The following is a 25793-nucleotide window of genomic DNA, read 5'->3' on the forward strand; positions in this document are numbered from 1 at the left end:
TATCAGGGTGTTGCTATGGAAAACAGTTCCTTGGCCCTCGGGCTAGATACCGCTATTCACCACTATGGGGATGCGATCGCAACTTTAGAGACCCAGCCGACCCCCGCCATAATTTTGGCCGCGCTAATCGCTCGGGATAGCATCGAAGCGGCGCGTCAACCTCCCGGTTTTCCCATTTTGGCCCCCACCGCTGACCTGCTCATTGAATTGATCGATTTGGACCAACGCTTGAGACAGCAGGCAGGGGCGATCCATAGAACGATAGATTTGGCCGCTTGGCAACGCAGCTTTAGCCCCCCCGAGACTGCTTGGTGGTGGTTTCTGGATCCCCCCATTCATCCCCTCGATCGCTACGACTGGCTCTGGAGCACCCTGACAGTGGTGGCCCTAACGGGATCGGGAAGTTTGCTGGTGGATATTAGCAGTCGTTTCCTCAGCGGAGGACCAGGGCTGTGGGGCTCCTTCGTCGTTATCTCCCAAAGCGTAGCCACCCTAGGGACAGCAGGGGGAGTGCTGACCCAAACTGGGCGGCAATTAATTGAAAATGCGATCGCAACAACCGGCATCCAACGCCCCCTGTGGCAGGAAACAAAGTTGGGCCTGTCCCTCCTTCTGCTCCTCACCCTCGCAGGATTCCGCACCAGCCTCCCCTACCTCGCAGAGCGGCTGACCCATCAAGGAGAGACCGTGCAGACGGAAGGCAATTACCCCAAAGCCGAATCATCCTACAAACGAGCCATTGCCCTAGACCCTAACAATGCAGAGGCTCGCTACCAACTAGCAGGGGTTTACGAATCCCTAGGACGTAGTGACACCGCCGAGGAGCAACTATTGCTAGCGGTGAATAGCGGCTTCCTACCCGCCTACAATCAACTGGCTCTGCTGTACCTGAACAATGACAACCCCGACAAAGCCGCTGCCCTCCTCACCCAGGCCCTAGAGGAGATCGGCGATAGCCCCAATACCCTAGCCCTACGAGCAGATCTCTTAACCAGTTTAGGCTGGGCTCGATTTCAGCAACACCGCTACCAAGAGGCGGAGGCCAATCTCCAGCAGAGCTTAGCCCTCGGGGGAGACTCCCTGCTAGGGGAGCCTACTGAAAACATAGGCATCGAGTCCCTGCCCATTCCCTCAACCCCGACCCTAGGCGATCAATCACCGATCCAGGAGGATGAAATTCTAGCGATGGAACAATCCGACCTAGTCTCTGCTAGCAAGTCTTACTGCCTGCTGGCTCAAGTTAGCACAGCCACAGGGAATACCACCCTAGCAGAGACCGCAGCGGTTCAATGCGTGCAGCAAGCCGACCGAACCAATCCCCAGGAAGACGCATGGGCCTATTCAGCCCTAGAACAACTCCAGTCAGAGGCAACTCCTGTGTCTTCGCCCTAGTGCTCTGTCAAGCCTCAATTTGTAGATTGGGTGCAGCACTAACGGAACCCAACATGGCCCACTGTTGTTGGGTGACCCTTCGTTTTACCCAACCTACGCAGACTCACACAGGTAAAATTGACTAACCACTAAGGGATCTGCGGGTTAATAGTATACCCAGTGGCCAGGTTTTCTCCCTTCGGGAGCAAGCCCGATCAGCGGAGCGGGTACGTTATTTTCCTGCGAGTCCCTAAGTATGGCTCCAGGCTACATAGGGAAGTTGGGCTACGGTGGCGCGGACGGCATCCGCTTGGGCCACCAGTTGACCACAGGCATCCCAATTGCCCGCCAGAAACATTTGTCGCGGCCCCGCTGCTAGAGTCACCACGGCTTCATAGTCCCCACACTGCACCGTCAGACTGTCGAGGTCGAGGCGAATTTCCCGCTGCGGATTCTCTGTAATTTGAGCTTGCAGGGTAGAGACCACATCAGCGCTAGCCGTGACACAGGGAACACCCATAGCCACACAGTTGCCAAAGAAAATCTCCGCAAAACTCTCACCAATCAGGGCCTGAATGCCCCAGCGGGCAATCGCTTGGGGAGCATGTTCGCGGGAGGAGCCACAGCCAAAATTACGGTTTACCACCAGTACCTTCGCCCCAGCATAGACAGACTGATCAAAGGGATGTCGGCCCTGAGTCTGGGTACGATCGTCAGCAAAGACCTGCTCCCCCAGCCCATCAAAGGTGACGCAACGCAGAAACCGGGCAGGAATAATGCGATCGGTATCAATGTCATCTCCCTGAAGGGGAATGCCACGGCCAGCCACGGTCGTTACTTGGGTCATTGCGCCAGTCCCTCTGTCCTTGCTCAACAGGTCTCAAAAGCTTTCCAATTAACCATAGTATCCCCTTCGCAGCGTGGGTTGAAAGACCCTCGCAACGCGCCCAGTTCAAAACAGAAATCCATGGAGATGCAGCCCACAGATGCACCTCCATGGATCCATAACACAGGGATTGACAGGGAACTTAACCTGCTCTTGATAGACGCCCTTGCAGCCATCCCTCAATATATATAGATAACCCATGAACTATGCCCCACAGATTATTTACCATGACCGCCACCTCCACTCAATTCCCCATTGACCTAGGCGCGTATCAGCGCATTACTCTGGATCCTGCCGTTCCTACCCTGACCGATGAGCAGCGCAGTGCCCTCCAGGCCAACATTGAACTCTGCCGCGATGCCATTGTATTCTTCACCGCCACCGGTGCAGCGCGGGGAGTAGGGGGTCATACCGGCGGTCCCTATGACACCGTGCCTGAAGTGATGATCCTGGATGCGATCTTTCGCGGTAGCCCCGATGATTTTGTCCCCACCTTCTTTGATGAAGCGGGACACCGGGTCGCCACCCAGTACTTGATGGCAACCCTAAATGGAGATCTGCCCGCCGAGCAGCTCATGCGCTACAGAGCCGCCCATGAAAAGCTCCCTGGTCACCCTGAACTGGGCCTCACCCCCGGCGTGAAATTTAGCTCTGGTCGCCTGGGCCACATGTGGCCCTACGTCAATGGCGTGGCCCTAGCCAACCCCGGAAAAACGGTGTTCTGCCTAGGGTCCGACGGTTCCCAGCAGGAAGGTAACGACGCAGAAGCAGCCCGCTTTGCCGTGGCTAACCATGTCAATGTCAAGCTCCTCATCGATGACAACGATGTCACCATTGCCGGACATCCCTCCCAGTACATGGGAGGCTACAGCGTCAAGCAAACCCTAGAGGGCCACGGGTTGACCGTTCTAGAAGGGGACGGAGAAGATCTGGATAGCCTTTATGCCAACATCTGTCAGGCGATCAATACCCCAGGACCGATTGCGATCATCAACAAGCGGCCCATGTCCGTAGGCATCGAAGGCATCGAAGGCAGCACCCACGGCCACGATGTCATCCCCGTAGATGCCGCCCTCAAGTACCTAGAGGCTAAGGGCCACACTGCTGCGGTAGCCTTCCTCAAGGGGATTGAAAAGCCCAAGAATACCTACACCTTCCTGGGGGCCAGCGATAAATGGGGCTCCAACCGTAACGTGTTTGGCGACGCGGTCGTGGAAGTGCTGGGGGCCATGGGCGAAGACGAGCGTAAGGCCAGTGTCTTGGTGGTGGACAGTGATTTAGAAGGCTCCTGCGGCTTGGCCCAAATTCGCAAAGCCCATCCCGAAGTCTTTATCAGCGGTGGTATTCAGGAGCGAGGCAACCTCTCCGCCGCCGCTGGGTTTGGGATGGAAAAGGGCAAACAGGGCATCTTCGCCACCTTCGCCGCCTTTTTGGAAATGTGTATTTCCGAAATCACCATGGCCCGGTTGAACTACTCCAACCTGCTGTGCCATTTCTCCCACTCTGGGATTGACGACATGGCGGACAACACCTGCCACTTCGGCATCAACAACATGTTTGCCGACAATGGTTTGGATGACGGCTACGACACCAAACTCTATTTCCCCGCCGATGCCAACCAGATGAAGGCGGTCGTGAAGGCGGTCTTTAACGATCCCGGTCTGCGGTTTATCTTCTCCACCCGCTCCAAGGTGCCAATGCTATTGGATACCGATGGCCATGAGTTGTTTGGTGGCGACTACACCTTCACTCCCGGCAAGGACGAGGTGATTCGGGAAGGCTCGGCGGGCTACATTGTCACCTTTGGCGACTCTGTTTACCGGGCACTGGATGCGGTGGAACGGCTGAAGCAGGAGGGCATCGACGTGGGCCTAATCAATAAGGCTACGTTGAATGTGGTGGATGAGGAGGTCTTGGCCAAGGTGGGCCAGTCTCCCTTTGTGCTGGTGACGGAAGCCTTCAACCGCCGCACGGGTCTGGGTAGCCGCTTTGGTTCCTGGCTGCTAGAGAGGGGCTACACCCCCAAGTTTGCCTACCTGGGCACCCATGAGGAAGGCTGCGGCGGTCTGTGGGAACAGTATCCCCACCAGGGCATTGACCCTACGGGCATTATGACCAAGGTCAAGGAGTTGGTGGGCTAAGAACCCTGAGACAGGGGCAAGTGTTGCGGACATTGCCATATCGCTCTCGCCGAGATGGATCTCCTGAGCCATCTCGGTGGGGGCATGGTCACGGGTAGGACGGAGATAGGGATACTTACGCGATGAAGTCCTAGTACTGGGCCGATTAAATAGCCGTACCGTTCTATCGTGGCACACCTCGGCCCCTCACCCTAGCCCCCTCCCAAGGGGCGAGGGGACCGGAAAGTGTTGGGCTGGTGCGACAGGATAGTAAGTCTATTTCAGCCTAGGTGTACTAGTACTGGGCGGCGTAAATATCCTGGCCGTTTTCTAACGACGAGGCAGAGCCTCGTTGAGGATTCCCAGGCAGAGCCTGGGAACCAGGAAAGAAGTTTCGTAGGGTGCATTCGCGAAGCAATGCACCGCAGAAATGCCACGCTTAGGGGAAATGGGCACAGGACTTCTGCTAGCCAGTACTAGGCTCAGCTCAATATACTTGAGGGACAAAAAACTGCTCATTGTGGGGGGGGCGGACGTAGTTGTGGGGAGCAATGCTGCGGGGTGGCAGTTCCAAGGGGGCAGGGGTCATATCAACATAGGGAATTTTGCTGAGAATATGGCTAATGCAGTTAAGCCGTGCCCGCTTTTTATCATCGGCTTCCACCGTAAACCAAGGTGCCTCTGGAATGTTGGTGTAGGCAAACATGGCATCCTTGGCCTGGGAATATTCCACCCAGCGATCGCGGGATTCTAAATCCATGGGGCTGAGTTTCCAGCGGCGGGCCGGGTCGGTGGTGCGGGACTGAAAGCGCCGCTCCTGCTCTTCATCACTGACGGAAAACCAATACTTCAGCAGGATAATGCCGGATCTCACCAACATGCGCTCAAACTCCGGGCAAGTTTGCATGAATTCTTGATACTGTTCGTCGGTACAGAAGCCCATGACCCGCTCTACCCCAGCCCGGTTGTACCAACTGCGGTCAAAGCAAACTATTTCCCCGGCAGCGGGTAAGTGGGCTACATAGCGCTGGAAGTACCACTCAGTTTTTTCGCGATCGCTGGGGGTTCCCAAGGCCACCACCCGACAGCCACGAGGGTTGAGCGGATCGGTAATGCGTTTAATGGTGCCCCCCTTGCCAGCGGCATCACGCCCTTCAAATAGAATCACAATGCGGGAGCCAGAATGCTTGACCCAGTACTGCATTTTGACCAGCTCCACTTGCAGCTTTGCCAGTTCTTCTTCGTAACTTTTCTTCTTTAATTTAGAACTCCCCTCCGCCTCCGAGGTGTATCGATATACCGCATCCTTCGGCTTCTGAGCCTTGGTTTTCTTGACCTTTAGGGCTTTAGAGCCTTTACCTTTATGTTTATTCTGCGTGCTGAGCTTAGTCTCAGAGTCAGCGTTATCCCCTAGGCTGGGAGCACCGTTATTAGTATTCACCTTAGAGTCAGTGGCCATAATTTTAGCGGGATCCAAGATTTTGGTGGGATCCAAGAACTACACAGCGTTGATTTATGGTAAGCCAAGGGCTAGGGGTAAACCGTTTCCATGCTCACATTTTGTTTGCGGGGGGGACAATACAGCTAATCCTCCCAGGGATTTAAGGCCCGCTTGAGATTGATATTCGTCAGCCCAGCATCAGGTGAGGGGAGCAATCGCCCCTGGTCGAAGCTTCCTCCTTCCTAGTGATGATTGCCGTTCTCTAAGCTGACTCCCATGACTGAAGACTATACCAAGTCCAGCTCGAAATCTGGAGTTTCTCCACCGGGGAAATTCCGCTTCTGGACTTGGGCAAGGTTTAAATTGGCGATAAGCGGTTTAAACCAACAATTCCTTAACCCAGAGTCGGTCACCCGCCCCTAGCTCTGGCACGGGGTCTTTTGAATAATCGATCAGCAAATCTAATCGGCCTCGCCGATAGGTATCATTTAGGGTGGCTTGTAAACTCACCATCGGTTCTGGGTGCTCTCTCCGCAAAGGGATAGGAAAATCTGGAATTTCTTCCTGCAAATTAAAGGCAAATAAGTCTGCTTCTGGGCGATCGCTGGCTCGACTCACTAAAATTCGATATTGGGACTTCTGTGCCCCCTGAACTGCCATTGGCCGTCCTGATCTCAGTAAATCAACTTCCACCAAGTTAGTCTTAGAGGCCAGAATATTGATGCGTTTAGACTCGTAGATTGATCGCCCTTCTCCAGCTCGTTTGTTGCTGGGAGAGAGGACTTCCAGAACCGTAATTAATTCTTTAGTGGCCACTTCGCGGATTTCTAAATAGCGTTCTTTGACTTCCCAGGGCATTGCAATCTGAACCCGTTGGGGCTTGGTGAGCACACTCACCGATCCTGATAAAGCATTAGATTGATCGGTGACCCACGGATCTCGCTTGATGCCGACGTCGGCAATCCCAACTAAACTTTGAGGATCTGCAAAGGATTGATAAATGCGCTGCTCAATAGAAACGAAATAATGGGGGGCAACTTGATCGGCGATCGCATCTGCAAGGCCCACAATCAGCCGATTATGCACCTGATGCCACAATTCCGGGTGTTCAAGATAGGGATTCATACCGGGAAAGGGGTTCAGCATAGGATCATCTAACCGATCGTTGATGCTTCGCTAATTGCTCCATTCTATCGCTGTTGCTTGGTTCAAAAGAGGTAATCTTGCCTGCTAATGACCATAGCGATTGTTCTCCCTCTCCAGTCACTAGATCCCATGAGGATGATTTTTCCTGAGGCTTGAGGAACATAAGGGATTTGCAGGAAAATAAACGACCCGCTGATCGGGCTTGCTCCCAGAGGGAGAAAACCTGGCCCCTGGGTGCACTATTAACCCGAAGATCCCTAAGCTGAGAGGCTGTAAGCTTTGGTCTTGCTCCGTTGTGCAAAGCTACTGATACCCAGGTTACGGGCTTGCACCAGTACCCAGACCGGAATGCGGATCTGAGCGATTCGGGCATCGCCACCGCAAATACCCGGTGTTTTTTCAATCCCAGCCCAGACGGTGCCGAGGCTCTGAAGCAAGATCTGCACGGCTTGGGCTTTTTCTGCTGGGTTGAGGGCTAGAAGCTGAGGCTCAAGGTCACGCAGCGCCATGGAAGTGTGGAGGGTACGGGACTGTTTAAGTTATTAGCAACCGTAGACTGGGTCCGTTGACCAGCTACTGGGGTGTCGCCCTTGAAAGTTGCTGGGTCGGCGTGCCTTGGCCCAGCCTACGGGGCGGGCAGGAAATCTAAAGAGACTGGGGGTGAATAAGTGCGCGGGGCGGGGAAGTAGGTACCTTTACGGAGAGTACCTGGGGGCAAACCAATGGCACGGCAACGGCAATGGGCGGCGTGGATCATGATGAGCCTGCTGTGGGCACCGGGAGCCGTAGCCCTACCCCCGCAAGCAGTACCCGTCACCCTAGCCCAAACCGCCCCCACTACCATTACTGGGCAACTGGATGAAAACAGCAGGGCTCTAGGAGAGACGGGCCGTTTTAATAACCATGTAATTCAGGGCAATGCTGGTGACACTCTCATACTCGAACTTACTACCGATGGATTTGCAGCACTACTGGTATTGATCGACATTGAAACTGGGAGATATCTGGGTCAGGTTTCAGGGGCTATTGCCCGTCTTCAAGTCACACTCCCCCGCACAGGCAGATATCTGATTAGTGTTATGGGGAGTGATACAAATCGGATTGACTCCTACCGTCTCCAGTGGCAGAGCATTAGATTAACCCTGGAACAACGTGAGGCTCTGGAGCGAGTCAGAAGCCTTAACCAACAAGTTATCGAACTTCATCAAGCAGGCCGCTACGCTGAGGCTATTCCTCTAGCTGAGGAGGCTCTGAGGATTCGCCAAGCCCAGCTGGGCGAGAGGCACCCAGATGTTGTCATCACCCTCAATAACTTGGCAGTGCTCTACGGTGCTCAAGGCAACTACACTGCTGCCCTCCCCCTCCTTCAACGCGCCCTCAATATTTACGAAACCGCTCTAGGCGAGAGCCATCCCAATGTCGCCATTAGTCTCAATAATCTGGCAGAACTCTACCGTATCCAAGGTAACTATGCTGCTGCTATTCCCCTCTACCAGCGCACGCTTAACATTTTTGAAACTGTCCTAGGCGAGAACCATTCTGATGTCGCCATCAGTCTCAATAATCTGGCATTAGCCTATAGCAACCAAGGTAGCTATGCCGCTGCCTTCCCTTTCTACCAACGCGCGCTCAACATTTTTGAAACTGTCCTAGGCGAGAACCATCCCAATGTCGCCATCAGTCTCAACAACTTGGCAAGACTCTACCAAGCCCAAGGCAATTATGCTGCTGCCCTACCCCTCTACCAGCGTGCCCTCAGCATCCATGAAAATACCCTAGACGAGAACCATCCTGATATTGCTAGTAGCCTCAGCAACTTGGCCGGACTCTACCAAGACCAAGGCAATTATGCTGCTGCCCTTCCTCTCTATCAACGTGCCCTCAACATTCGAGAGATTGTTTTGGGCGAGAACCATCCCAATGTAGCAACCAGCCTCAACGACTTAGCACTACTCTACCAATCCCAAAGCAATTATACTGCTGTCCTACCTTTTCTCCAGCGCGCCCTCAACATTCGAGAAGCTAGTCTAGGCGAGAACCATCCTGATGTCGCCCAAAGTCTCAATAACTTGGCAGGACTCTACAGTAACCAAGGTAACTATACTGCTGCTCTCCCTCTCTACCAGCGCGCGCTCAACATTTTTGAAACCAGTCTGGGGAATCGACATCCCGATGTGGCAACCAGCCTCAACAACCTGGCCGGACTCTACAAAAACCAAGGCAATTATGCTGCCGCCCTTCCTCTCTACCGGCGCGCGCTCAACATTTTTGAAACTAGTCTGGGAAATCGCCATCCCGATGTGGCAAACAGCCTCAATAACATAGCCTTGCTTTACCAAGCCCAGGGGCTCTATGGGGAGGCGGTAGCGCTTCTCAGGCAGGGACTCGACATTGAAGAGTGGCACCTGGATCTAAACCTGGCAACGTTGTCCGAGGCCCAGCGACAAGCCTATGTGACCACCATCTTGGGCACTAGCCAAGCTCCCACTTCCCTCCATCTCCAATCCGCCCCCACCTCCCCCGAAGCAGCAGAACTAGCGCTGACCACGCTGCTGCGCCGCAAAGGCCGCATCCTGGATGCGGGCACCAGTAGCCTGCAAGTGCTGCGCCAAAACCTCACCCCCGCAGACCAAGCCACCCTCGACCAACTCACCGACACCCAGCGCCAACTGGCCAACCTCACCTTCAACCCACCCCCCAACCTGCCCCCAGACCATTACCGGGCTCGACTGGCAGAACTGGAAGCCGAAGCCAACCAACTGGAAAGCACCCTCGCTCGCCGTAGCGCCACCTTCCGCGCCGAAAGCACCCCCGCCGATATCGCCACCGTCGCCGCCAACCTCCCCACCAATGGCGTCCTAGTCGAATACGTTCGCTATCGCCCTTTCAACGCCCAAGATCCCCGCAATCCCTGGGGAGCAGCAGCCCGCTACGCTGCCTATCTGCTGTTTCCCGATGGCCGCATTGAGGCAGTGGATCTGGGCGATGCCGCCGAGATTGATGCCGCCGTCCAGTCCTTTGTGGGGTTGCTGCAAGATACCCGCGCTGATTTTCAACGGCGGGGTACTGTGGCAGTACAAATTGCCCCAGATCGGGTAGAGACTGTGACGGGTGCGATTAAAGCCTTGGTCTTTGACCCCATCGCCCCCCACCTCCAGGGGCGAGAGCATTTGCTGATTTCCCCCGATGGTCAACTGAATCTGCTGCCCTTTGAGGCATTGCCCTTCGACTCCGTTCAGGGAGCGGGGCGGGGCGGCTCAGTGACTTACTTGGTGGAGCAATACCAGATCAGTTATCTGAATACGGGACGGGATCTGGTCAAGTTCGGCATTGTCCCCCCCAGCACTAACCCCGCTGTGGTGGTCGCCAATCCTGACTATGACACCGCCTCTCTTACCCCGCCGCCCAGCTCGGGAGGTGGGCCAGGGGATCTGGTGGCGGCAGTGGGGTCAGCCTCTAGGGCGACCAGTGAACGCACCTCTGGAGCCTTGGGGCAGTTGCAGTTTGGCCCCCTGGAAGGGACTGCGGTGGAACTAGATGCGATCGCACCTCTCCTGAACAATCCCACCGTCTTGGATCAGAGCCGTGCTACGGAGAATGCCCTCAAGCAGGTGCAGTCCCCCCGCATTCTCCACATCGCCACCCATGGGTTCTTTCTGGCGGATGTGGAACGGCCTGCACCCGACAGTCGAGGCTTGGGCATCCTCAGCACCGATAATCCCCTCGCCAGTACTGCCCCTATTGGTATCGCTGTCGAGAATCCCCTACTGCGATCGGGCTTGGCCTTGGCTGGGTTCAATCCCCGCCGCAGTGGCGATGAAGATGGGGTGCTCACCGCCCTGGAAGCGTCCCAACTGAATCTCTTTGGCACCCAATTGGTGGTGCTCTCTGCCTGTGACACCGGGTTGGGGGATGTGGCCAATGGGGAGGGGGTGTATGGTCTGCGGCGGGCCTTTGGCATTGCTGGGGCGGAGACGCAACTGCTGAGTCTGTGGCAGGTGGATGATTTTGGCACCCAGAGCCTGATGGCCCGGTATTACGAAAAGCTGATGGCGGGGATGGGTCGCAGTGAGGCGCTGCGGGTGGTGCAGTTGGAGATGATCAATCGGGGGGGCGAGTATAGCCATCCCTACTATTGGGCGGCGTTTGTGCTGGCGGGGAATTGGCGATCGCTTTAGGGTCGCACCCGAGATGCAATATCTTCTCCGAATACTTTACCCGCGCTATCGAGCGGTTACAGCCCCTAACTGGCTTCAGTAGGGCGGGCGTGGTCATGCCTACCCCGCAAGGGTTTCCCCATTAATGGTCCACACGCCCTAGGGCGAAGTCCTACTCCAGAACTCGAACCCAGGCTCCGCTGGCTTTGCCCTAACGGCGCTGTCGCAAATTCTGGTTAGGTGCACAACCCCATAAAAGTGATCATTTGCCGCACAAGGTCGGGTTTTGTGACGGTGAGAATAGTCGAGCCACTTTCTAAAACCGTGCTGCCGTTGGGGATAATTAAATCCTCATGGGGGTGGCCTTGGTAGCCGATGATCAAGGTTCCCTCGGGAAAGCGGGGATCCTGAGCAATCTCTGCCACACTGCGTCCCACGATAGAGCACTGCTGGGGAAGGGAGAGTTTCAGTACCTCTACCTGCCCCTGCTCAAAGTGCATCATGGCATCTACTTGGGGATATTCAATGGCGTTGACTACCCGCGCGATCGCAAGTTCCGTCGTGCTAATGATGTGGGTCGCCCCCGCCAGTTGGTAGGGTTCAGCAAAATCGCGATCGCTCATTCGCACCACAATCTGGCCCACGCCATAGTGCTTGGCTAGGGTCACCATGGCCAAGTTGAGCGCATCTTGGGGTAGAGCAGCGATGATGGCATCTGCTTTGCGAATGCCCGCCTCCATCAATATGCTCGTATTCACGGCGCTGCCCTCAAAGGCCATGACCCCAATCTTTTCTCGGGCGTGCTGGCAGGCGAGGGGATCCGTATCCAGCACAGCGATAGTGTGGCCCATCGGTAGCAGGGTTTTGGCCAAGTCCAATCCCATCATCCCCGCGCCACCAATCAGAACATACATTCCTATAGCCTCTGGTTTGGATGTTGCCCCATTATCCTCAATGGAGAGAAAGGATTTGTCATAAAATAGGTCAGACCTAGGAGAGGTGGCAGAGTGGTCGATTGCGTCCGACTTGAAATCGGATGACCCAAAAGGTCCGAGGGTTCGAATCCCTCCCTCTCCGTATACGTTTCAAGGCTAGCGGATCCAGAAGTTGGGGGAGATGACTACTGACCCAGAAAACTGCTGTGTTGCGTCTGTCTTCCCTGAACGCCCCCAGACAACGGTGGTGTTGGCCATGAGTGTGGATGGGAAGATCGCCCCGCGAGATCGCAGTGCTGCCCGGTTCTCCTCCTCGGCGGATTTAGTCCATCTCCAACGCCAGGTGGCCCAGGTCGATGGGGTGCTGTTTGGGGCCGGTACGCTGCGGGCCTATGGCACCTGCCTCTCAGTGCGAGATCGAGACCTGTTGGCTCAGCGCCAGCACCGGGGGCAAATACCCCAGCCCATTCAAATCGTCTGTTCCGCCAGTGGCCAGTTAGATCCCCAGATGATTTTTTTCCGGCAGGCGGTACCCCGATGGCTGCTGACCACCCCAGCAGGGGGAGGACTTTGGCAGGGAGAGCAGAAATTCGATCGGGTTTTGCCGCTCCTGACTACCGCTGACGCTTCCTGTAGTGGAGAGATTTCTCCAAAGGCTGACAAGACCACAAATTGGCGTGAAATTGCGATCGCACTCAAAGCCGCCGGACTCACATCCCTGGCGCTGCTGGGGGGCGGCGCTCTGGTAGCCGCCTGGGCCGAGGCGGATCTCATCGATGACCTCCACCTCACCGTCTGTCCCCGACTCTTAGGAGGAGCCCAGACTCCGACCCCCTGTGACGGCGCGGGGCTGGCTTTATCCGAAGCTCCGCACCTACGCCTAGTCTCCTGTCGAGTGGTGGCGGATGAGGTGTTTTTGCACTATCGCCGTGTACCGACGGGTGACAGGGTGGATGGGTGATAGGTGCCCCAGACCCCGTCTGGAAACCGCAACCGTAGGCTCTGCCTCCACTCGCTCGCCTATAGGCTGGGGGCTTCACCCCACCCAAACCCTCTCAGGGATTGTGAAACAGTGCTGAGATCGCGCCACCGATGCCTAGGTAGCAGTCGCAACCGAAGAGAGAAACTGCTGATAAGCGCGCCAGCCACCAAACTCTGTAATTTCCCGTTTGCCCTGCACCGTCAGAGGTTCACCGATTACCCCCAACACGATTTCCCCATCCGCCAGCTTCACCTTGCCAATAGCTAGTCCCGGCGGCTCCTGCATCAGAATCACCCCCAAGCCCGCCAACGGCACAGTCCAGATCTCTAGCGCGATCGCAACTCCCCCCGCCGCCACCCGCACCATCGCCGGATATTCATCATCAATGCTCCACAGGCGATAAGCCGCCTCTGTCTGAGTTTCGGCATTGAAAATCGCCCCCACATTGAGCAAATTAGGATTCAGCGCCAACCCTCGCATCAGCGTTCCATTCACTGCCAACTTCAACGTATCTGCCATAAATCTAAAGAATAGTGAAATAGGTATCGTTAGCTGCCAACGACAGCATCCGTAGCCGCTGATAGAGAGCGTAGCCGCTGATGGAGAGAAATTCCTTGTGGAATTGATGCAAAATTCATCGCACAGATCCCTATCTGGGATTTCCAAATCCGATCGCACAAATACCGCTGAGCACTAAGCCTACACCCATCCATTGCTGGATGCCCACCTGCTCCTTAAATACATTTGCTCCAGCAAGGGTCGTAGCTACAATGGTCAAACCGAAAACCAGTGTATAGGCAATGGAAACATCAAGTCTTCGTAAAACTAGTAAGTAAGAAACAGTACTCATCGCATAGGCTGTAACACCCCCCAGAACATGCCAGTTGACCATTCCATGGACAGAACCAAATTTCAGTAGAATTTGACCAATGGTGTTTAAAGCGACTGAAACAGGTACAAGTAAGATCAAAATCAAAACATTTTGCATTACCAATGAGTTCCTAAGTTTAGATATATTCGCAACAATCTGAAGATCATCATTATACTAGCTAGAGCGACAAATTCTTGGGCATATCCAGTTTGTTTTCCGGGTTTAATAGGGAGCTGGTGAGCCAAGCAGTTGAAGCTACGGAGCCTATTAGCATTGCAGTCCAGAAAAAGTATAAAAAGCCTATTAACCTTGGTGCTTGCTTGGCTTCATCTGAGTTTTGCGCCAGGTTAAAAGGTAAAAAGTAGATATGATTCCAACCTTCTACGAATTCTTGACTATTAGGATTCTGCTCAACACAACTTCTTGACAAAGAAGAGTTGACTAAACAAGCCAAATTAATAGGTCTTTGCAGCAAACGCAGATCAAATCGAGTCCCTGGTACCCCTACATTTTTCTGGAATATTTCTAAGTTCATAGGCATAGAGACTGAGAAAAGCTGTATTGAGATAGCAACACCGGCAATACCTAGCATTGCCCAACGTCTAACCTTGTTTACTATCAGTAAGTTACCCAAGAATAAGCCTAGAAGGGGAATAAGAAGAAGATGAACTGAGGTTACATGATACCTTGCTCCCCAAGCAGAGTCCCCATGCCAAAAAACGAAACGACTGTAGGCTGCTAGATGCAACGATAAATTCAGAATGGCTGTAAAGAGGTACAACCGCAGTAAAGGTGACAGCTTGTGCCAAGCTATCACAACTAGAATCAGACAGGGAATTAGTAATGGATCATACAGAAAAATACTTTTTGCCGGAGATAATAATGGCCCTAGAATACCCACATGGGGATTGTTGATTAAGGGATAGTTGTCTGGTAACTGGGGTAATCCTTCCCACATGGGGTCAGTCGCTAGCTGAAGTTTTTCAACGCTTTTGCCGGAGGCAAAGAAACTACCAAACCTGAGGAAATCCACATATCTACTAAAAATCAGAAGAGGAAGAATACCCACAATCCAAGGAATTAGGCTATTAATCAATTTTCTAAATCGTTTTTCCTGCCATAGAATTGCACCAACTAGAAATAGCATCACTGCAAAGGCATGAATTACGCTAGTCACTCGGATGCAAATTGCCATCCCCAATGCCAAACCACTCAAGAAGGACCATTTAGCTTGCTGAGTTTGCAGATATTTTATAGCTGTTGCGTAACCTAATACTGCCAACAATAATAGTTGATTGTTATGCTGGTGAACTTGAGCATAGTGCAAGACAGTTGTTCCCAGCAGTAGAAGTAAGCTACTAGCAACAGCAATATTATTTTCAAAAGAGAACAACTTAAGCAACCAATATACAGCTAAAATCAAAGCAATATTGACAGGAATGAATGTCAATATGCTGACGGCTATATTTCTTGTAGTTTGCTCAGAAAGTACAGGCCAACTACGGTGAATCTGAGTTCCAATCCAGTCAGCTGGCAACATCAAAAATGATTGGCCAGTTTCATAGGCGATATAGCGACTACCATCGGCCCCCTCCACTCCAAATCGAATGTCACCTCTGACAATGGGTGTGATATCTGGTGATACTTTTACCTCTTCTGTGCCTGTCCACCAAGCATGGGCCATTTGTAGTCTCAGCTCTGTATCCAGACTGCCCATGTCTCCTGAGGTGATTGTCAGTAGCCAGAGCAAGGAAACTAGGGTCAGCTTGAGTAAGGTTTTCATCATCAAATTTTTATCATCAAATTAACTATTCAGTAGTTGAGGCGAAAATTTTTGACCCAAAACCAACCTTTATTTAGAACTTTTGGTGCTATTTAGTATAATTTTTGGTGGCAGGGTAGCCAAGGTAGTTTAGTCGCTTTGTCTCTCGTCTTCCACGGGCAACTGAATCTAATATCAGTCCACAAAACAAGCTCAGAAAAGCCAATAAAATCATAGAGGCTGAAAGAATCACAGTTGGTATTCGTGGTACTAATCCCGTTTCCAAGTATGTTTTTATCAAGGGAATCCCCAGAGCGATCGCTAATATACTCAAAACGATAAATTGAATGCCAAAGTACAGGGCGGGACGCACTTCTTTAAATAGGAGTAGAGCTGTCCCTAGGATGCGCCATCCATCGGAAAAAGTTTTCAACTTGCTTTCCGAACCATCGGGACGTGAATAGAATAGGGTTGGTTCTTCAACGAAGGGGATATTTAGCTCTAGGGTATGGATAGTCAGTTCTGTTTCCGTTTCAAAGCCATTGGATAAAGCGGGAAAGGATTTAACAAATCGTCTTGACATAACTCGATAGCCTGATAGCATATCTTTGAGCTGCCGCCCAAAAAGGAATCGCACCACTCCAGTCAAAAACAAATTGCCGCCTCGATGGCCTAGACGGTAGGCTTCGTTGCTTTCTGGAGAGGGTTGTCTGGTACCGACTACCATGTCTAGATTTTCAGTCACTAGACGGTTTACGAGTCGCCTAACTGCAGGAACCTCGTAGGTGTTATCTCCATCAACCATAATGTAAATATCGGCTTCAATATCGGCAAACATGCGGCGAACGACATGTCCTTTACCTGCTTGGGCTTCGTAACAGACCACAGCTCCGGCTGCTTGGGCTCGGATAGAAGTGTCGTCTGTAGAGCGATTGTCATAAACGTAAATCGTTGCTTCGGGTAAAGCTAGTTTGAAGGATTGAACCACTTGAGTAATGGTGATAGCTTCGTTATAGCAGGGAATTAAAACAGCGATTTGATTCTGAGAAAAGATGCTATCTGGACTGATATTGTGCTGCTCTAAGGTTTCATGCATACTGTCATCCTTGTGGTCAGCGTGTAATAGAAGGGGAGAAGGGATTGGTATGATTTGGGAAAATCTGTCGTTTATGTGAAGTATTTCTCCTAAGTAGGTCGTCAAGGATCAGGACAGGGCTGGCTCCAGGGTTGGGTCTCAGCCACGGTTTGTGTTTTACCGGGGGGGACAGTCCGTTCGTCCATAAAGGTGACCTCTAAGCTACTGAGGTGTGGTCCAGAGTCATGCTTTTGGTTCCAACTCCGGCATAGGTAGTCGCCGTAGTAAGGATATAGGGTTTCTCCCACTGTACGGTTGAGGTTAATGAAGTAGGTGCGCCATTGCAGGTTGCGGTAGAGAGCCTGCCGCTGGCCTAGAGTGGGTTTTTCCATCGAGATAGCTTGGTCAGTCTGAAGTAGATTTACGCGATCTTGGTTTTCCAGAATTCCCTCTACGATGTACCAACCATCATCACGGGGAGCACTAGGGGAAAAAATACTCCAAGACTGGTCTAGGCGGGCAGCTTGCATAAGACCGTGGAGACGATTAGCTGTACGACTATTGGTGATACGACGCAGGACGCGAATGGCGGAGTTGGGGCTATCTACAAAGGCGTAATGGTTGGTAATACTGCGCACGTTCCACAGAAAGGTCAATAGTAGTAGCAGCCCAGCGGCCCCGTTCTGGAGCCGAGTTGGTTTCACGGAAAAAGTTTTGAAGGCGAGGGGACGGGTGAGTAGGCCCGCTCGCCGCCGATTATTAGCGATCGCCTCATAGAATTGTGTCCCTAATCCCATCAGAGGTGACCATCGCAACAGGGGAGCTATCCACCAGAATAGAGGGGATAAGCTACAAACATAGGCGATTGCCTCAAACCGATAGCGATGATGTCCTTGCCAATCGACCACGACCCAGGAATTTTCTTGCTCCATAGCAGCAGCAATTTCAGGAATTTCTTGAGCTGGGGTTAGGGGGGTACTGGGCAAAGCTAAAAAGGTGCGAATTAAATACACAACTTTTTTGCAAAATCCGCAGTCTATGTCGTAGTAAATGGTCAATCCATACCGTTCTGAGTCGTAAACTCGCTTACTCCAACGCTCCCAGGCCGATGTAGGGATAAAGACAAGCCAAGTGGTAATACTTAGAGCTGGAAATATACCTAAATTGAGAGTAAGACCAAATCCTAAATGAAGTAGAATAAAGGTAACGATTGTGATGTTGCGAACTAAGTCCGTACGAATAGGAAAGAATAAAAACAATGGCCCTACCCATTCTAGAACTAAAGTAGAAAAGGTGAATAAAGGCAACAATGCGCCCAAGTTCAAGAGCCAAGCGCCTAGTGGGGTGACATATTGGTCGTAGCTAAGGGCGTAGTAAACAGCGCTACCTTCAGGCCACCAAGTAGGGCTAGTCGTTTTGAAAAAGGCAGAGAATATATAGATGAAACATTGCTGCGCCATCAGGGCTAGGGTAGCAGCCCCAAAGAATCGTTTAGGTAGGGAGCGGGAATTAGTATTGAGAGCACTGTCAATAGAGTAGCTGGCCCCAAGGGGGAGGAACATGGCCCAAAACATAACGGCTCGCAGAACATCATCGGCTGCGAAGATGAGGGCTGGGTTGCGGTTGTGCAGGGAAATGAGCAGTGCCCAGGAGGCAATGGTGGCAAGGCGAGTTTTCCATCCTACGAAGAGGGCGATCGCGATCGCGATCGCGATCAAAAAGATCCCTGCCTGGAACCAGGGTTGGCCGCTGATCAGGTGCAGAGACCAATACCAATCGGGTAGAATTTCAGCCACTGCTTGTCGAGGCAAGACTCCTGCATCTGTATAGTGAGCGGTCAGGTCACCGAAGCGGGTAGTCAGATCTGCCAAAATAACAAGGGCTAAGCCCATCCGAAATAGGGCTAGAGATCGCAGATCGAGACCATAGCGTTTTTCCCAAAATCCGGGGCGGGCAGCAGCAGTCATAGGGCAACAGGAATCGTAGGGCAATGGAAATAGAAGGGGAATCTAAGGCGTAGGCAGGAGGGGTTGGAGTTGTTGGGCCAGCTCCTGCGATCGCAGTTCCCTGGCCTCAGGCTTCAGGTGGTAATGAGTATCGGCAAAGAGATTTACATCAACCTGAATGTTGAAGGTCTTGGGGTCATACACCAAGGGGGCAATCTGGGCCAACGCTTCCGCCGTAGTACGGATGCTGTCTTGAGTCCTAGAATCACTACCATCAGCATAGACCCAGGGCAGGGAGAGCAATAGGGTTCCTCCCCGCGCCTCGACCTCCTCTCGAAACTGGGTAATCCGCTTTAGGGTATGGGGAGTTGCAGGCTGGCGAATAGTTATTTTCCACCAGTCTCCCACCCGCTCTTTCTCTACCGTAGGATCCCCATTTGGGGTGAGAGGGTCGTCGTAGTAGCCCGTTACCCGACCTAGGGTGGCAACATCTGTGGCAGATTTCACCATCCCTCGCAGGGAGGGGATACCCAACATCATGACCTCCTGGGCCAATTGCCGAGGAGGAATATTTCCTGTGAAGGGCTGTCCGGTGGCAAGGGCAAAGGAACCGGAACGTTCCCCTAAACCGTTCTCATGGCTCAACAACAAATATTCAGGAATCAGCAGAACCGTGTCACCAGGGTTCACCTGGGGCAACACGCTGGGCAAAATCAGGTTGAGCCCGACTGGTCCGTCAATACCCATATTGATCACTGGCAGACCGAGTTCGGCTTCTAAAATATCCGAGTTGATGGTGTAGTGGGCACCAGACCCCCCCGTAATGAGCAATTTGGGGGTCTCAATTTCCTCGGCGAGTGCCACCTTGCGCTGGTACATTGCCCGCAGCCACGTCGTTTCACCGCCGCCATAGATGTTGTATAGACTCCCTGCGGTCCAAGTGATGCCTGCGATCGCGGCCCAACTCAGTAGCTTTAATGACCCTCTCATAACTCTCAACCTGTTCCAAAATTGACTGATTAAACTGCGTTTGTTCGAGGCTTCGTTCTAAAACTCGAAGTAAATAAACTCCGACGGAATATTGGCGGCAAATAAAATAGTCAGGACCAGTAATGTTCGCGAGACCCAAGGCACCAGAAATAGTTCATACTCCAGAGTCCGCTCCTGCCATATAGCAATATGCTCCATCAGCAAAAATCCTGCCGCCAGAAACAATGTCAGCCCTAAGGCAATGCCTTCATTAATAGTGAAATGGCCAAAAGCGCTGGCCAAATTACTGAAGGAATAGGACCAAGGCGTTACCAGGGTCAGCAGCTTGGTAAAGAGCCTAGTCGTATTCAGTTCCATAAAGAACAGACAGCCAAAAATAACCGAGCCAAAGGTCAGTGCCCAAGACAGAACTTGAGGCCGCTTCACATACTTGCCCACCATCCGCTGAAAAGGTCGCCCTGCATAGCGTAGTAGCAATAACAACGCCCCATGGTAAGCTCCCCAGAAAATGAAGTTCCAGGCCGCTCCATGCCAAAATCCTGAGAGTACAAAGGTGATAAACAAGAAGGCTGGTGCCCAGGACTTTCGAGATCCCATCAGAGGTAAAAAAACGTAATCGCGAAACCAAGTACTTAGGGACACATGCCAGCGTCGCCAAAACTCATTAATGCTCTGGGAGGTATAGGGAGCGAGAAAATTCACCGTTAGCCGTATGCCTAGCATCCGGGCAATGCCCAAAGCCATAAAACTGTACCCGGCAAAGTCAAAGTAAATCCGCAGGGTGAAGAGAAAAGCATAGAACCATACCAACCAAGCATTACTAGCCTCTTCAAGCTGAATAAACGGAGCGATATTGTCTGCTAAGACAAACTTCATGAAAAGACCCAAGGTGAGCCATCGCAACCCTAGGTCAAAATTTTCAACGGTGAATTTGAAGCGAAACTTTTCAATTTGAGGTAGTAGGCTAGCTCGACGCTCAATGGGTCCTGCCACAATTTGGGGAAAAAAGGATACGAAATTGAGATAATCCAGGAAGGCAATGGGCTTTTTGCGACGGGCTTGGAGGGAGTCCACAACAAAAGCCACCATTTGGAAGGTATAGAAAGATACCCCAGGTGGGATTTGGCTAAATACTGGCAATGGAAAACCTGCCTGCCAGTTATTCGGGACTGTTATTGCAATACCCATAAAATCTTCTATGAAAAAGGTGAGGTATTTGAAATAGGCCAATACAGCCACATCAAATACGATAATAGCAGTGGCGATCGCACGAGCCTGTTTGCCCTCGCGAGTCAACATCCACTTCACCATTAAATAGTTGACAATAATTTCAATTGAAAATACTAAAAAGCTCGTACGGCTAGCATTAGAAAATAGGAATAATGACATGGCGGCTAGGCCCACCGTGTCAAATACGTCGCGCCATAGATTGAAAGATCTTGCTACCGCTCGCACCGTAAAGAAGGGTACGGAAAACAGCAGTAAAATCCACCAAAAGGAAAACTCGGAAAAATTCAAAGTGGTGTCTCCTTACTGATCCCATAGACCGGAACGGGGCTGGACATAGGCAGATAAAACTTGGGCATCAGTCCCTGGTAAGACAGCAGGGCGATCGCCTTGGTTCTAGGAGGGACTAGGATACAAGTTTTCCCAATCCCCAGATCACGCAGTAACTAGGGAAAAGTTACAGGTCGCTCACATTTACGGAAACCTCGAACTCGTCCACGAGATAGGTGGCGGCTTTTGCAATGGTGGGGTAATCCCACAGGAGCGTGGAGGGTAGTTCTAGGTCTAGCCAATCTTCCAAATCTCCGACTAGGGTGACGGCGTCAATGGAATCCAAGCCATAGCGGGTCAGGGGCTGGGTCACATCTACGGTGTTGGGATCTAGGGACAGCACATCAGCAAGCTGATTGACCAGCCAGACCTGAATTGCTTCAACGGGGGAGGTTGCAACTTGGGATTGAGTGACAGTGGAGTTCATAGGTGCTCGTAGGTATGGGTTAGGAAAATGGGCAGGTAGAGGACTCAGTTGGCTTCGGTTTGGCAGCCTAGGCTTGCAACTGAAGGGCAGGCATCGCTGATTCAGCAGCACCCACGTTAGACTCCGGCACAGATGCCTGAGCCAGTTGGAATGGCACAATGGAGAACATTTTGTCCTCCTGATGTAGCCGCAGCAGCTCCACCGCTACAGTTTCGTAGTAGCTGGTGGGTACCGCTGGCCGCTCAGGGCTGAGGTGAGCGAGGAGGCGATCCACGCACAGCACTAGCCATTGGCCCTGGGCAAAGAAGTCGCCCAACTGCTGATGGTTGTATAACCACATGTGCAGACAGGCAGTGGCGGCATGAAGACGGCAGTACTGTTTTGCCATCTCAAAAGACTCAAAGGACTGGTCGTGGCCATGTTCGAAGGCACTATTTGCGATCGCAGTGTCCTGCTCATCCAATACCTTCAACAGTAATTCGCCTTGTTGCTGAAGAAGACTCAACACCTGCTCTTCGACCTGTGCCTGTATGAGCCCCTGGTCTTGAAGGGTGGCCAATGCTGTTTCTAGACCCTGGAGGACATCATCGGCCCCACGACTCATCAGCTCTAACTGCTGAGGGGCAAAGGGCGGTAGATCGGTACTCAGGTCAAAGCTATTGTGCAGACGGGCCTGTAGTGCTTCCAAATCCTTGGGTTTCCGGCGGTCTCGGGCCTTAGCCAACTGCCGTCGCTGGAGAATCAGGGCGTGGAGATTCACGACGGAACTGCCGTCAAAGACGCTGATGATAGAACTGTCCCGCAGCATCTTTTGAAACACGCCGTTATCGTGTTCATCGCGCATGTAGAACCGCGCTCCCAACACTACGGAGATCTCCTGCTGCATCTTCTCCAGGGTGACGGGGACAAAGTATTTGTCCACTGCTGACCAGACGCTAAACTGACGAGGGACCACATGAAAACCTCGGGCAGCGGCGATATTAACGCAGTCACAGGTGAGGATATCTAAGAAGCCATTGATCAGAGTGCGGCGAGGGTGGGGCATATCCCACACGGTTTTGCCGTAGAGACGACGGTTCAGGGCAAAGTTGAGGGTGGTACGCAGACAGGTATCGGCGGAGCCCTGGGAGAACGCAGCGCAGAGGGCGCGGGTAATCTGGAAACCCTTGAGGGCGAGTTCTAGTCCATGGCCCTCTGGACCCAGAAGCATTTCGTCAGGAACAAAGCAGTCCTCGAAATAAATGCCGCTCATGTCGGCCCCACGAATGCCGTGGGTTTTGATTTTGGGGGAGTTGCCATAGTGGGCCGGATCCAGTTCCCGCTTGTCTACCATGAAGAGGGAAAGCCCCCGATTGCCCCCTTCCTCATCAGTACGGGCCAGCACGTAAGTGATACCGGATCGGGTAGCGCGGTTAATGGGCCATTTCTCTCCGGTGAGACGATAGCCGCCGGGAACCTTCTTGGCCACGACGCTGCCACCCACCAAATCGCTGCCGTGGTCGCGCTCGGAGTAGGCCAGACACATCGTGCCATGGTCTTCGATCATGAATTGGGCCAGCTTCCGTTTTTGGGCCTCGGTTCCGGCCATCCAAGTGAGGAAGGACCAAAACATGGTGGTGAATGCGATCGCAATATTCAGATCACGGCGGGAAAGCACCCGGACAAAGGCGACAAATTCCTCAAAGGAGGTAAACTCGCCTCCGCAATCGGTCGGAATGTAGTAGCGTTGCAGCTTCCAGTTATAGAGCCACTCCACTTCAGCAGTGGGGAAGGTCTCCTGCTCATCTAACTCAGCGGTGCGCTGAAAGGACAATGGGCTATTGGGGTCGGCAGGGTGACCCAAGTCACGCTCTAGGGCTGCGGCAATCCAGTACTGCTTGAGTGGAGGCATGGGGCTGTCCATTAAAGTGACGCGGCTAGGGGGAAACAGGTCGGATTGTTTGGTTTTGATCAGTAGTGCAATCCAGTAGTGCCATTAAGTTCGAGCTGTCTGAATTTGACGGGCAAGGGACTCAATATCATCGCTGAAGTCGCGGACCTTGGCGGTGAAGCGGGGATTCTCGCTCCAGTCAGCAATCACCTCCAGGGTGCCCGTCAAGAAACTGGCGCGACAGGCGCGACGCTGAATCTTGCCGCTGGAGGTTTTGAGGACATTGCCAGATTTCACCAACGAGATCGCACAGACCTGTAGCTCATGGACCTCGGAGATAGCCTGTCGAATATCCGCCAGCACCTCTTCCGTTGGCAGCGTGAGCTGATGCTGTCGCTCCACCTCCTGCACTACCACGAGTTTCTCTTCCCCCTCATCAATGATGGAAAAGGCTGCCCCATAGTCAGGCCGCAGCGCTGGGGTCAACTGTTGTACCGTCCACTCAATATCCTGGGGATAGTGGTTGGTGCCGCGAATGATGATCAGATCCTTAATCCGTCCAGTGATGTAGAGCTCCCCTGCCCGGAGGAAGCCTAGATCCCCAGTGCGTAGGTAAGGTCCGCCGCTTTCTCCCTTTAGACGGGCACCAAAGGTTTCCGCGCTCACCTCAGGTCGCTGCCAATAACCAGAGGCCACACCCGGATCAGCCACCCAAATTTCCCCCACCTCATCTGCTCCACAGCGAGTCAGGGTATCCGGGTGGGCAATCACCACCTCGGTTTCACAGACCAATTGGCCACAGCTCACCGTGTCCCGGCAGGACTGATCGGCTTGGGCCAAAGCCACCCGACCTTGCTCTAGGGCATCGGCATTCAAGGGCAAAATCACAGGCTCAGTTGCCACGGGCTTGCTCGACACCAGCAGAGTGGCCTCCGCTAGTCCGTAGGCCGGAGCAAAGGTAGTCCATTGGAAGCCATGGGGGGCATAGGCTTCGGTAAATTCCCGCATTACCCGAGGATTGATGGGTTCCGCCGCATTACCCGCCGCTTTCCAATGGCTCAGATCCAGACCTTCTCGCTTGGCAGGCTTGATCCGACGCACACATTGGTCGTAGGCGAAGTTGGGAGCCTGACTATGGGTAGCCCGATATTTGGAAATGGCTTCTAGCCAGCGCTGGGGTCGTTTTACAAAGGCTAGGGGCGACATGATGTAGCAGGGCGCTCCCGTATACAGAGGTTGGATTAATCCCTCAACGAGGCCGTAGTCGTGGAAGTAGGGCATCCAGGTGACCGTGGCTCCGTCGGGGGTGTAACCACAGGCCCGCTGAAGATAGGCGGAGTGGTGCATCAGGTTGTAATGGCTGAGCATCACGCCCTTGGGAACCGAGGTTGAGCCAGAGGTGTATTGAAGGTAGGCCAAAACGTCCTTATCAACTTGGGGATTTTGCCACTGATCGGCGAGGGTGAGATCCACCTGTTCGGTATCAATCCACCGCATCGTGTCGAACTCGGGGAAATCCACCTCGGCATCGCGAAACAGATCAATGATGCGCTGAGTACTGAGAACCAAGGTGGCGGCGGCGTCTTTGACAATTTCCCGCAGGCGGGGCAAAGCCCGCTTCATTCGGCCCGCATCTGGCGGGGGCACGGGGATGGCGATTACGCCAGCGTAGAGACAACCGCAAAAGGCCGCCATCACTTCTATGCCTTGAGGATAGAGAAGGAGCGCCCGTTCCCCCTTGGCCTTAGTCTCCTGGAGTTGAACTGCGATCGCACGGGCCTGCCAATCTAGCTCGCTATAGGTATAGGAGGCTGCCTCAGTTTTGCCATCCTCTAGGAATTGATAGGCAAGCTGCTGCGGCTGGTACTCGGCGCGGTGCTGTAGCAGATTTACCAACGTGGCAAATTGAGGTACTGAGGGAGACTGAACCATAGTGGTTAATTCGAGTTATCTAGGGTGGGCTGGACAGCAGTGGCAGAGTCCTCAACAGGCCAAGGCTAAGGGGTTAGGCCCATCACTCATCCCTGGCAAAAGATTTAGGTTCATACTGACACAGGTTTTCGGTAGGCTGATGAAAATACGGAGACGCTTTACAGAAAAAACAAACTTGCATGGGAAACATGAAGCCCTTATTTCCCTTCTCAGATCTCAGAAAAACGGGGAATTCTACAGAAACATACTCCCCAGAATGCTCGCTACACCTTGGCTACCTCTAGATTCCCTAGGAGTAGAGAGCCGCTAGAAAAACTGTCCTGTT

Annotated in this window: 19 protein-coding genes and 1 tRNA gene; 5 read left to right on the plus strand and 15 right to left on the minus strand. The window is 52.9% G+C overall.

The window, feature by feature from the left end; translation table 11 throughout:
- Positions 1-15: 15 nt before the first annotated feature.
- Positions 16-1392, plus strand: coding sequence for a tetratricopeptide repeat protein (locus LEP6406_RS30020; protein ID WP_008311904.1), 1377 nt, complete (start codon positions 16-18; stop codon positions 1390-1392).
- A gap of 229 nt (positions 1393-1621) precedes the next feature.
- Here LEP6406_RS30020 and leuD read toward each other — a convergent pair whose 3' ends face one another.
- On the minus strand, positions 1622-2218 hold the full coding sequence (leuD, locus tag LEP6406_RS0206260) for a 3-isopropylmalate dehydratase small subunit (RefSeq protein ID WP_008311899.1): 597 nt from the start codon (positions 2216-2218) through the stop codon (positions 1622-1624).
- 266 nt (positions 2219-2484) lie between these two features.
- Between leuD and LEP6406_RS0206265 the strand changes: the two genes are divergently transcribed.
- Entirely contained in the window at positions 2485-4398 is a 1914-nt protein-coding gene (locus tag LEP6406_RS0206265) for a transketolase C-terminal domain-containing protein (RefSeq protein WP_027268898.1), read from the plus strand.
- A 466-nt stretch (positions 4399-4864) separates the two neighbouring features.
- On the opposite strand, the gene ppk2 is transcribed toward LEP6406_RS0206265, so the two are convergent.
- From ppk2 to LEP6406_RS26805, 3 genes are all read right to left on the minus strand, one after another.
- Positions 4865-5836, minus strand: a complete 972-nt coding sequence (ppk2, locus tag LEP6406_RS0206270) for a polyphosphate kinase 2 (RefSeq protein ID WP_008311894.1) — start codon at positions 5834-5836, stop codon at positions 4865-4867.
- Between the two features lie 360 nt (positions 5837-6196).
- Entirely contained in the window at positions 6197-6964 is a 768-nt protein-coding gene (locus LEP6406_RS0206275; protein WP_008311892.1) for a DUF4058 family protein, read from the minus strand.
- A 257-nt stretch (positions 6965-7221) separates the two neighbouring features.
- Complete coding sequence (locus tag LEP6406_RS26805) at positions 7222-7473, minus strand: DUF433 domain-containing protein (RefSeq protein WP_008311890.1); 252 nt, start codon at positions 7471-7473, stop codon at positions 7222-7224.
- 213 nt (positions 7474-7686) lie between these two features.
- Between LEP6406_RS26805 and LEP6406_RS26810 the strand changes: the two genes are divergently transcribed.
- Positions 7687-11142, plus strand: a complete 3456-nt coding sequence (locus tag LEP6406_RS26810; RefSeq protein ID WP_051463628.1) for a CHAT domain-containing tetratricopeptide repeat protein — start codon at positions 7687-7689, stop codon at positions 11140-11142.
- A 215-nt stretch (positions 11143-11357) separates the two neighbouring features.
- Here LEP6406_RS26810 and LEP6406_RS0206290 read toward each other — a convergent pair whose 3' ends face one another.
- Positions 11358-12035: a potassium channel family protein gene (locus tag LEP6406_RS0206290; RefSeq protein WP_008314009.1), complete on the minus strand. Its 678-nt coding sequence runs from the start codon at positions 12033-12035 to the stop codon at positions 11358-11360.
- A gap of 79 nt (positions 12036-12114) precedes the next feature.
- On the opposite strand from LEP6406_RS0206290, the gene LEP6406_RS0206295 reads away from it, so the two are divergent.
- Both LEP6406_RS0206295 and LEP6406_RS0206300 read left to right on the plus strand, forming a co-directional pair.
- Positions 12115-12198: transfer RNA gene (locus LEP6406_RS0206295), tRNA-Ser, on the plus strand.
- Positions 12199-12237: 39 nt separating this feature from the next.
- Positions 12238-13017 carry a RibD family protein gene (locus tag LEP6406_RS0206300; RefSeq protein WP_008314010.1) on the plus strand — a complete coding sequence of 260 codons (780 nt, stop codon included), beginning with the start codon at positions 12238-12240 and terminating at the stop codon, positions 13015-13017.
- 135 nt (positions 13018-13152) lie between these two features.
- On the opposite strand, the gene LEP6406_RS0206305 is transcribed toward LEP6406_RS0206300, so the two are convergent.
- The 10 genes from LEP6406_RS0206305 to LEP6406_RS0206350 all read right to left on the minus strand — a co-directional run bounded on the left by LEP6406_RS0206305 (position 13153) and on the right by LEP6406_RS0206350 (position 25468).
- Positions 13153-13557, minus strand: a complete 405-nt coding sequence (locus LEP6406_RS0206305) for an allophanate hydrolase-related protein (RefSeq protein ID WP_008314011.1) — start codon at positions 13555-13557, stop codon at positions 13153-13155.
- Between the two features lie 130 nt (positions 13558-13687).
- On the minus strand, positions 13688-14026 hold the full coding sequence (locus LEP6406_RS0206310; RefSeq protein ID WP_008314012.1) for a DMT family transporter: 339 nt from the start codon (positions 14024-14026) through the stop codon (positions 13688-13690).
- A 61-nt stretch (positions 14027-14087) separates the two neighbouring features.
- Positions 14088-15695, minus strand: a complete 1608-nt coding sequence (locus LEP6406_RS0206315; protein WP_008314013.1) for a glycosyltransferase family 39 protein — start codon at positions 15693-15695, stop codon at positions 14088-14090.
- 85 nt (positions 15696-15780) lie between these two features.
- A complete protein-coding gene (locus LEP6406_RS0206320) occupies positions 15781-16767 on the minus strand; it encodes a glycosyltransferase family 2 protein (protein WP_008314014.1) in 987 nt (328 codons plus the stop codon).
- Between the two features lie 101 nt (positions 16768-16868).
- Positions 16869-18713: a DCC1-like thiol-disulfide oxidoreductase family protein gene (locus LEP6406_RS0206325; RefSeq protein WP_008314015.1), complete on the minus strand. Its 1845-nt coding sequence runs from the start codon at positions 18711-18713 to the stop codon at positions 16869-16871.
- A gap of 42 nt (positions 18714-18755) precedes the next feature.
- Positions 18756-19682, minus strand: coding sequence for a hypothetical protein (locus tag LEP6406_RS0206330; protein WP_008314016.1), 927 nt, complete (start codon positions 19680-19682; stop codon positions 18756-18758).
- A 57-nt stretch (positions 19683-19739) separates the two neighbouring features.
- Positions 19740-21200 carry an MBOAT family O-acyltransferase gene (locus tag LEP6406_RS0206335; protein WP_008314017.1) on the minus strand — a complete coding sequence of 487 codons (1461 nt, stop codon included), beginning with the start codon at positions 21198-21200 and terminating at the stop codon, positions 19740-19742.
- Positions 21201-21366: 166 nt separating this feature from the next.
- Complete coding sequence (locus LEP6406_RS0206340; RefSeq protein WP_008314018.1) at positions 21367-21666, minus strand: acyl carrier protein; 300 nt, start codon at positions 21664-21666, stop codon at positions 21367-21369.
- 67 nt (positions 21667-21733) lie between these two features.
- Positions 21734-23557, minus strand: a complete 1824-nt coding sequence (locus tag LEP6406_RS0206345) for an acyl-CoA dehydrogenase family protein (RefSeq protein ID WP_008314019.1) — start codon at positions 23555-23557, stop codon at positions 21734-21736.
- 84 nt (positions 23558-23641) lie between these two features.
- Positions 23642-25468 (minus strand): fatty acyl-AMP ligase, encoded by a 1827-nt coding sequence (locus LEP6406_RS0206350; RefSeq protein WP_008314020.1) that lies wholly within the window; start codon positions 25466-25468, stop codon positions 23642-23644.
- Between the last annotated feature and the right edge of the window lie 325 nt (positions 25469-25793).

The organism is Leptolyngbya sp. PCC 6406 (assembly GCF_000332095.2).
GTDB lineage: Bacteria > Cyanobacteriota > Cyanobacteriia > Phormidesmidales > Phormidesmidaceae > PCC-6406.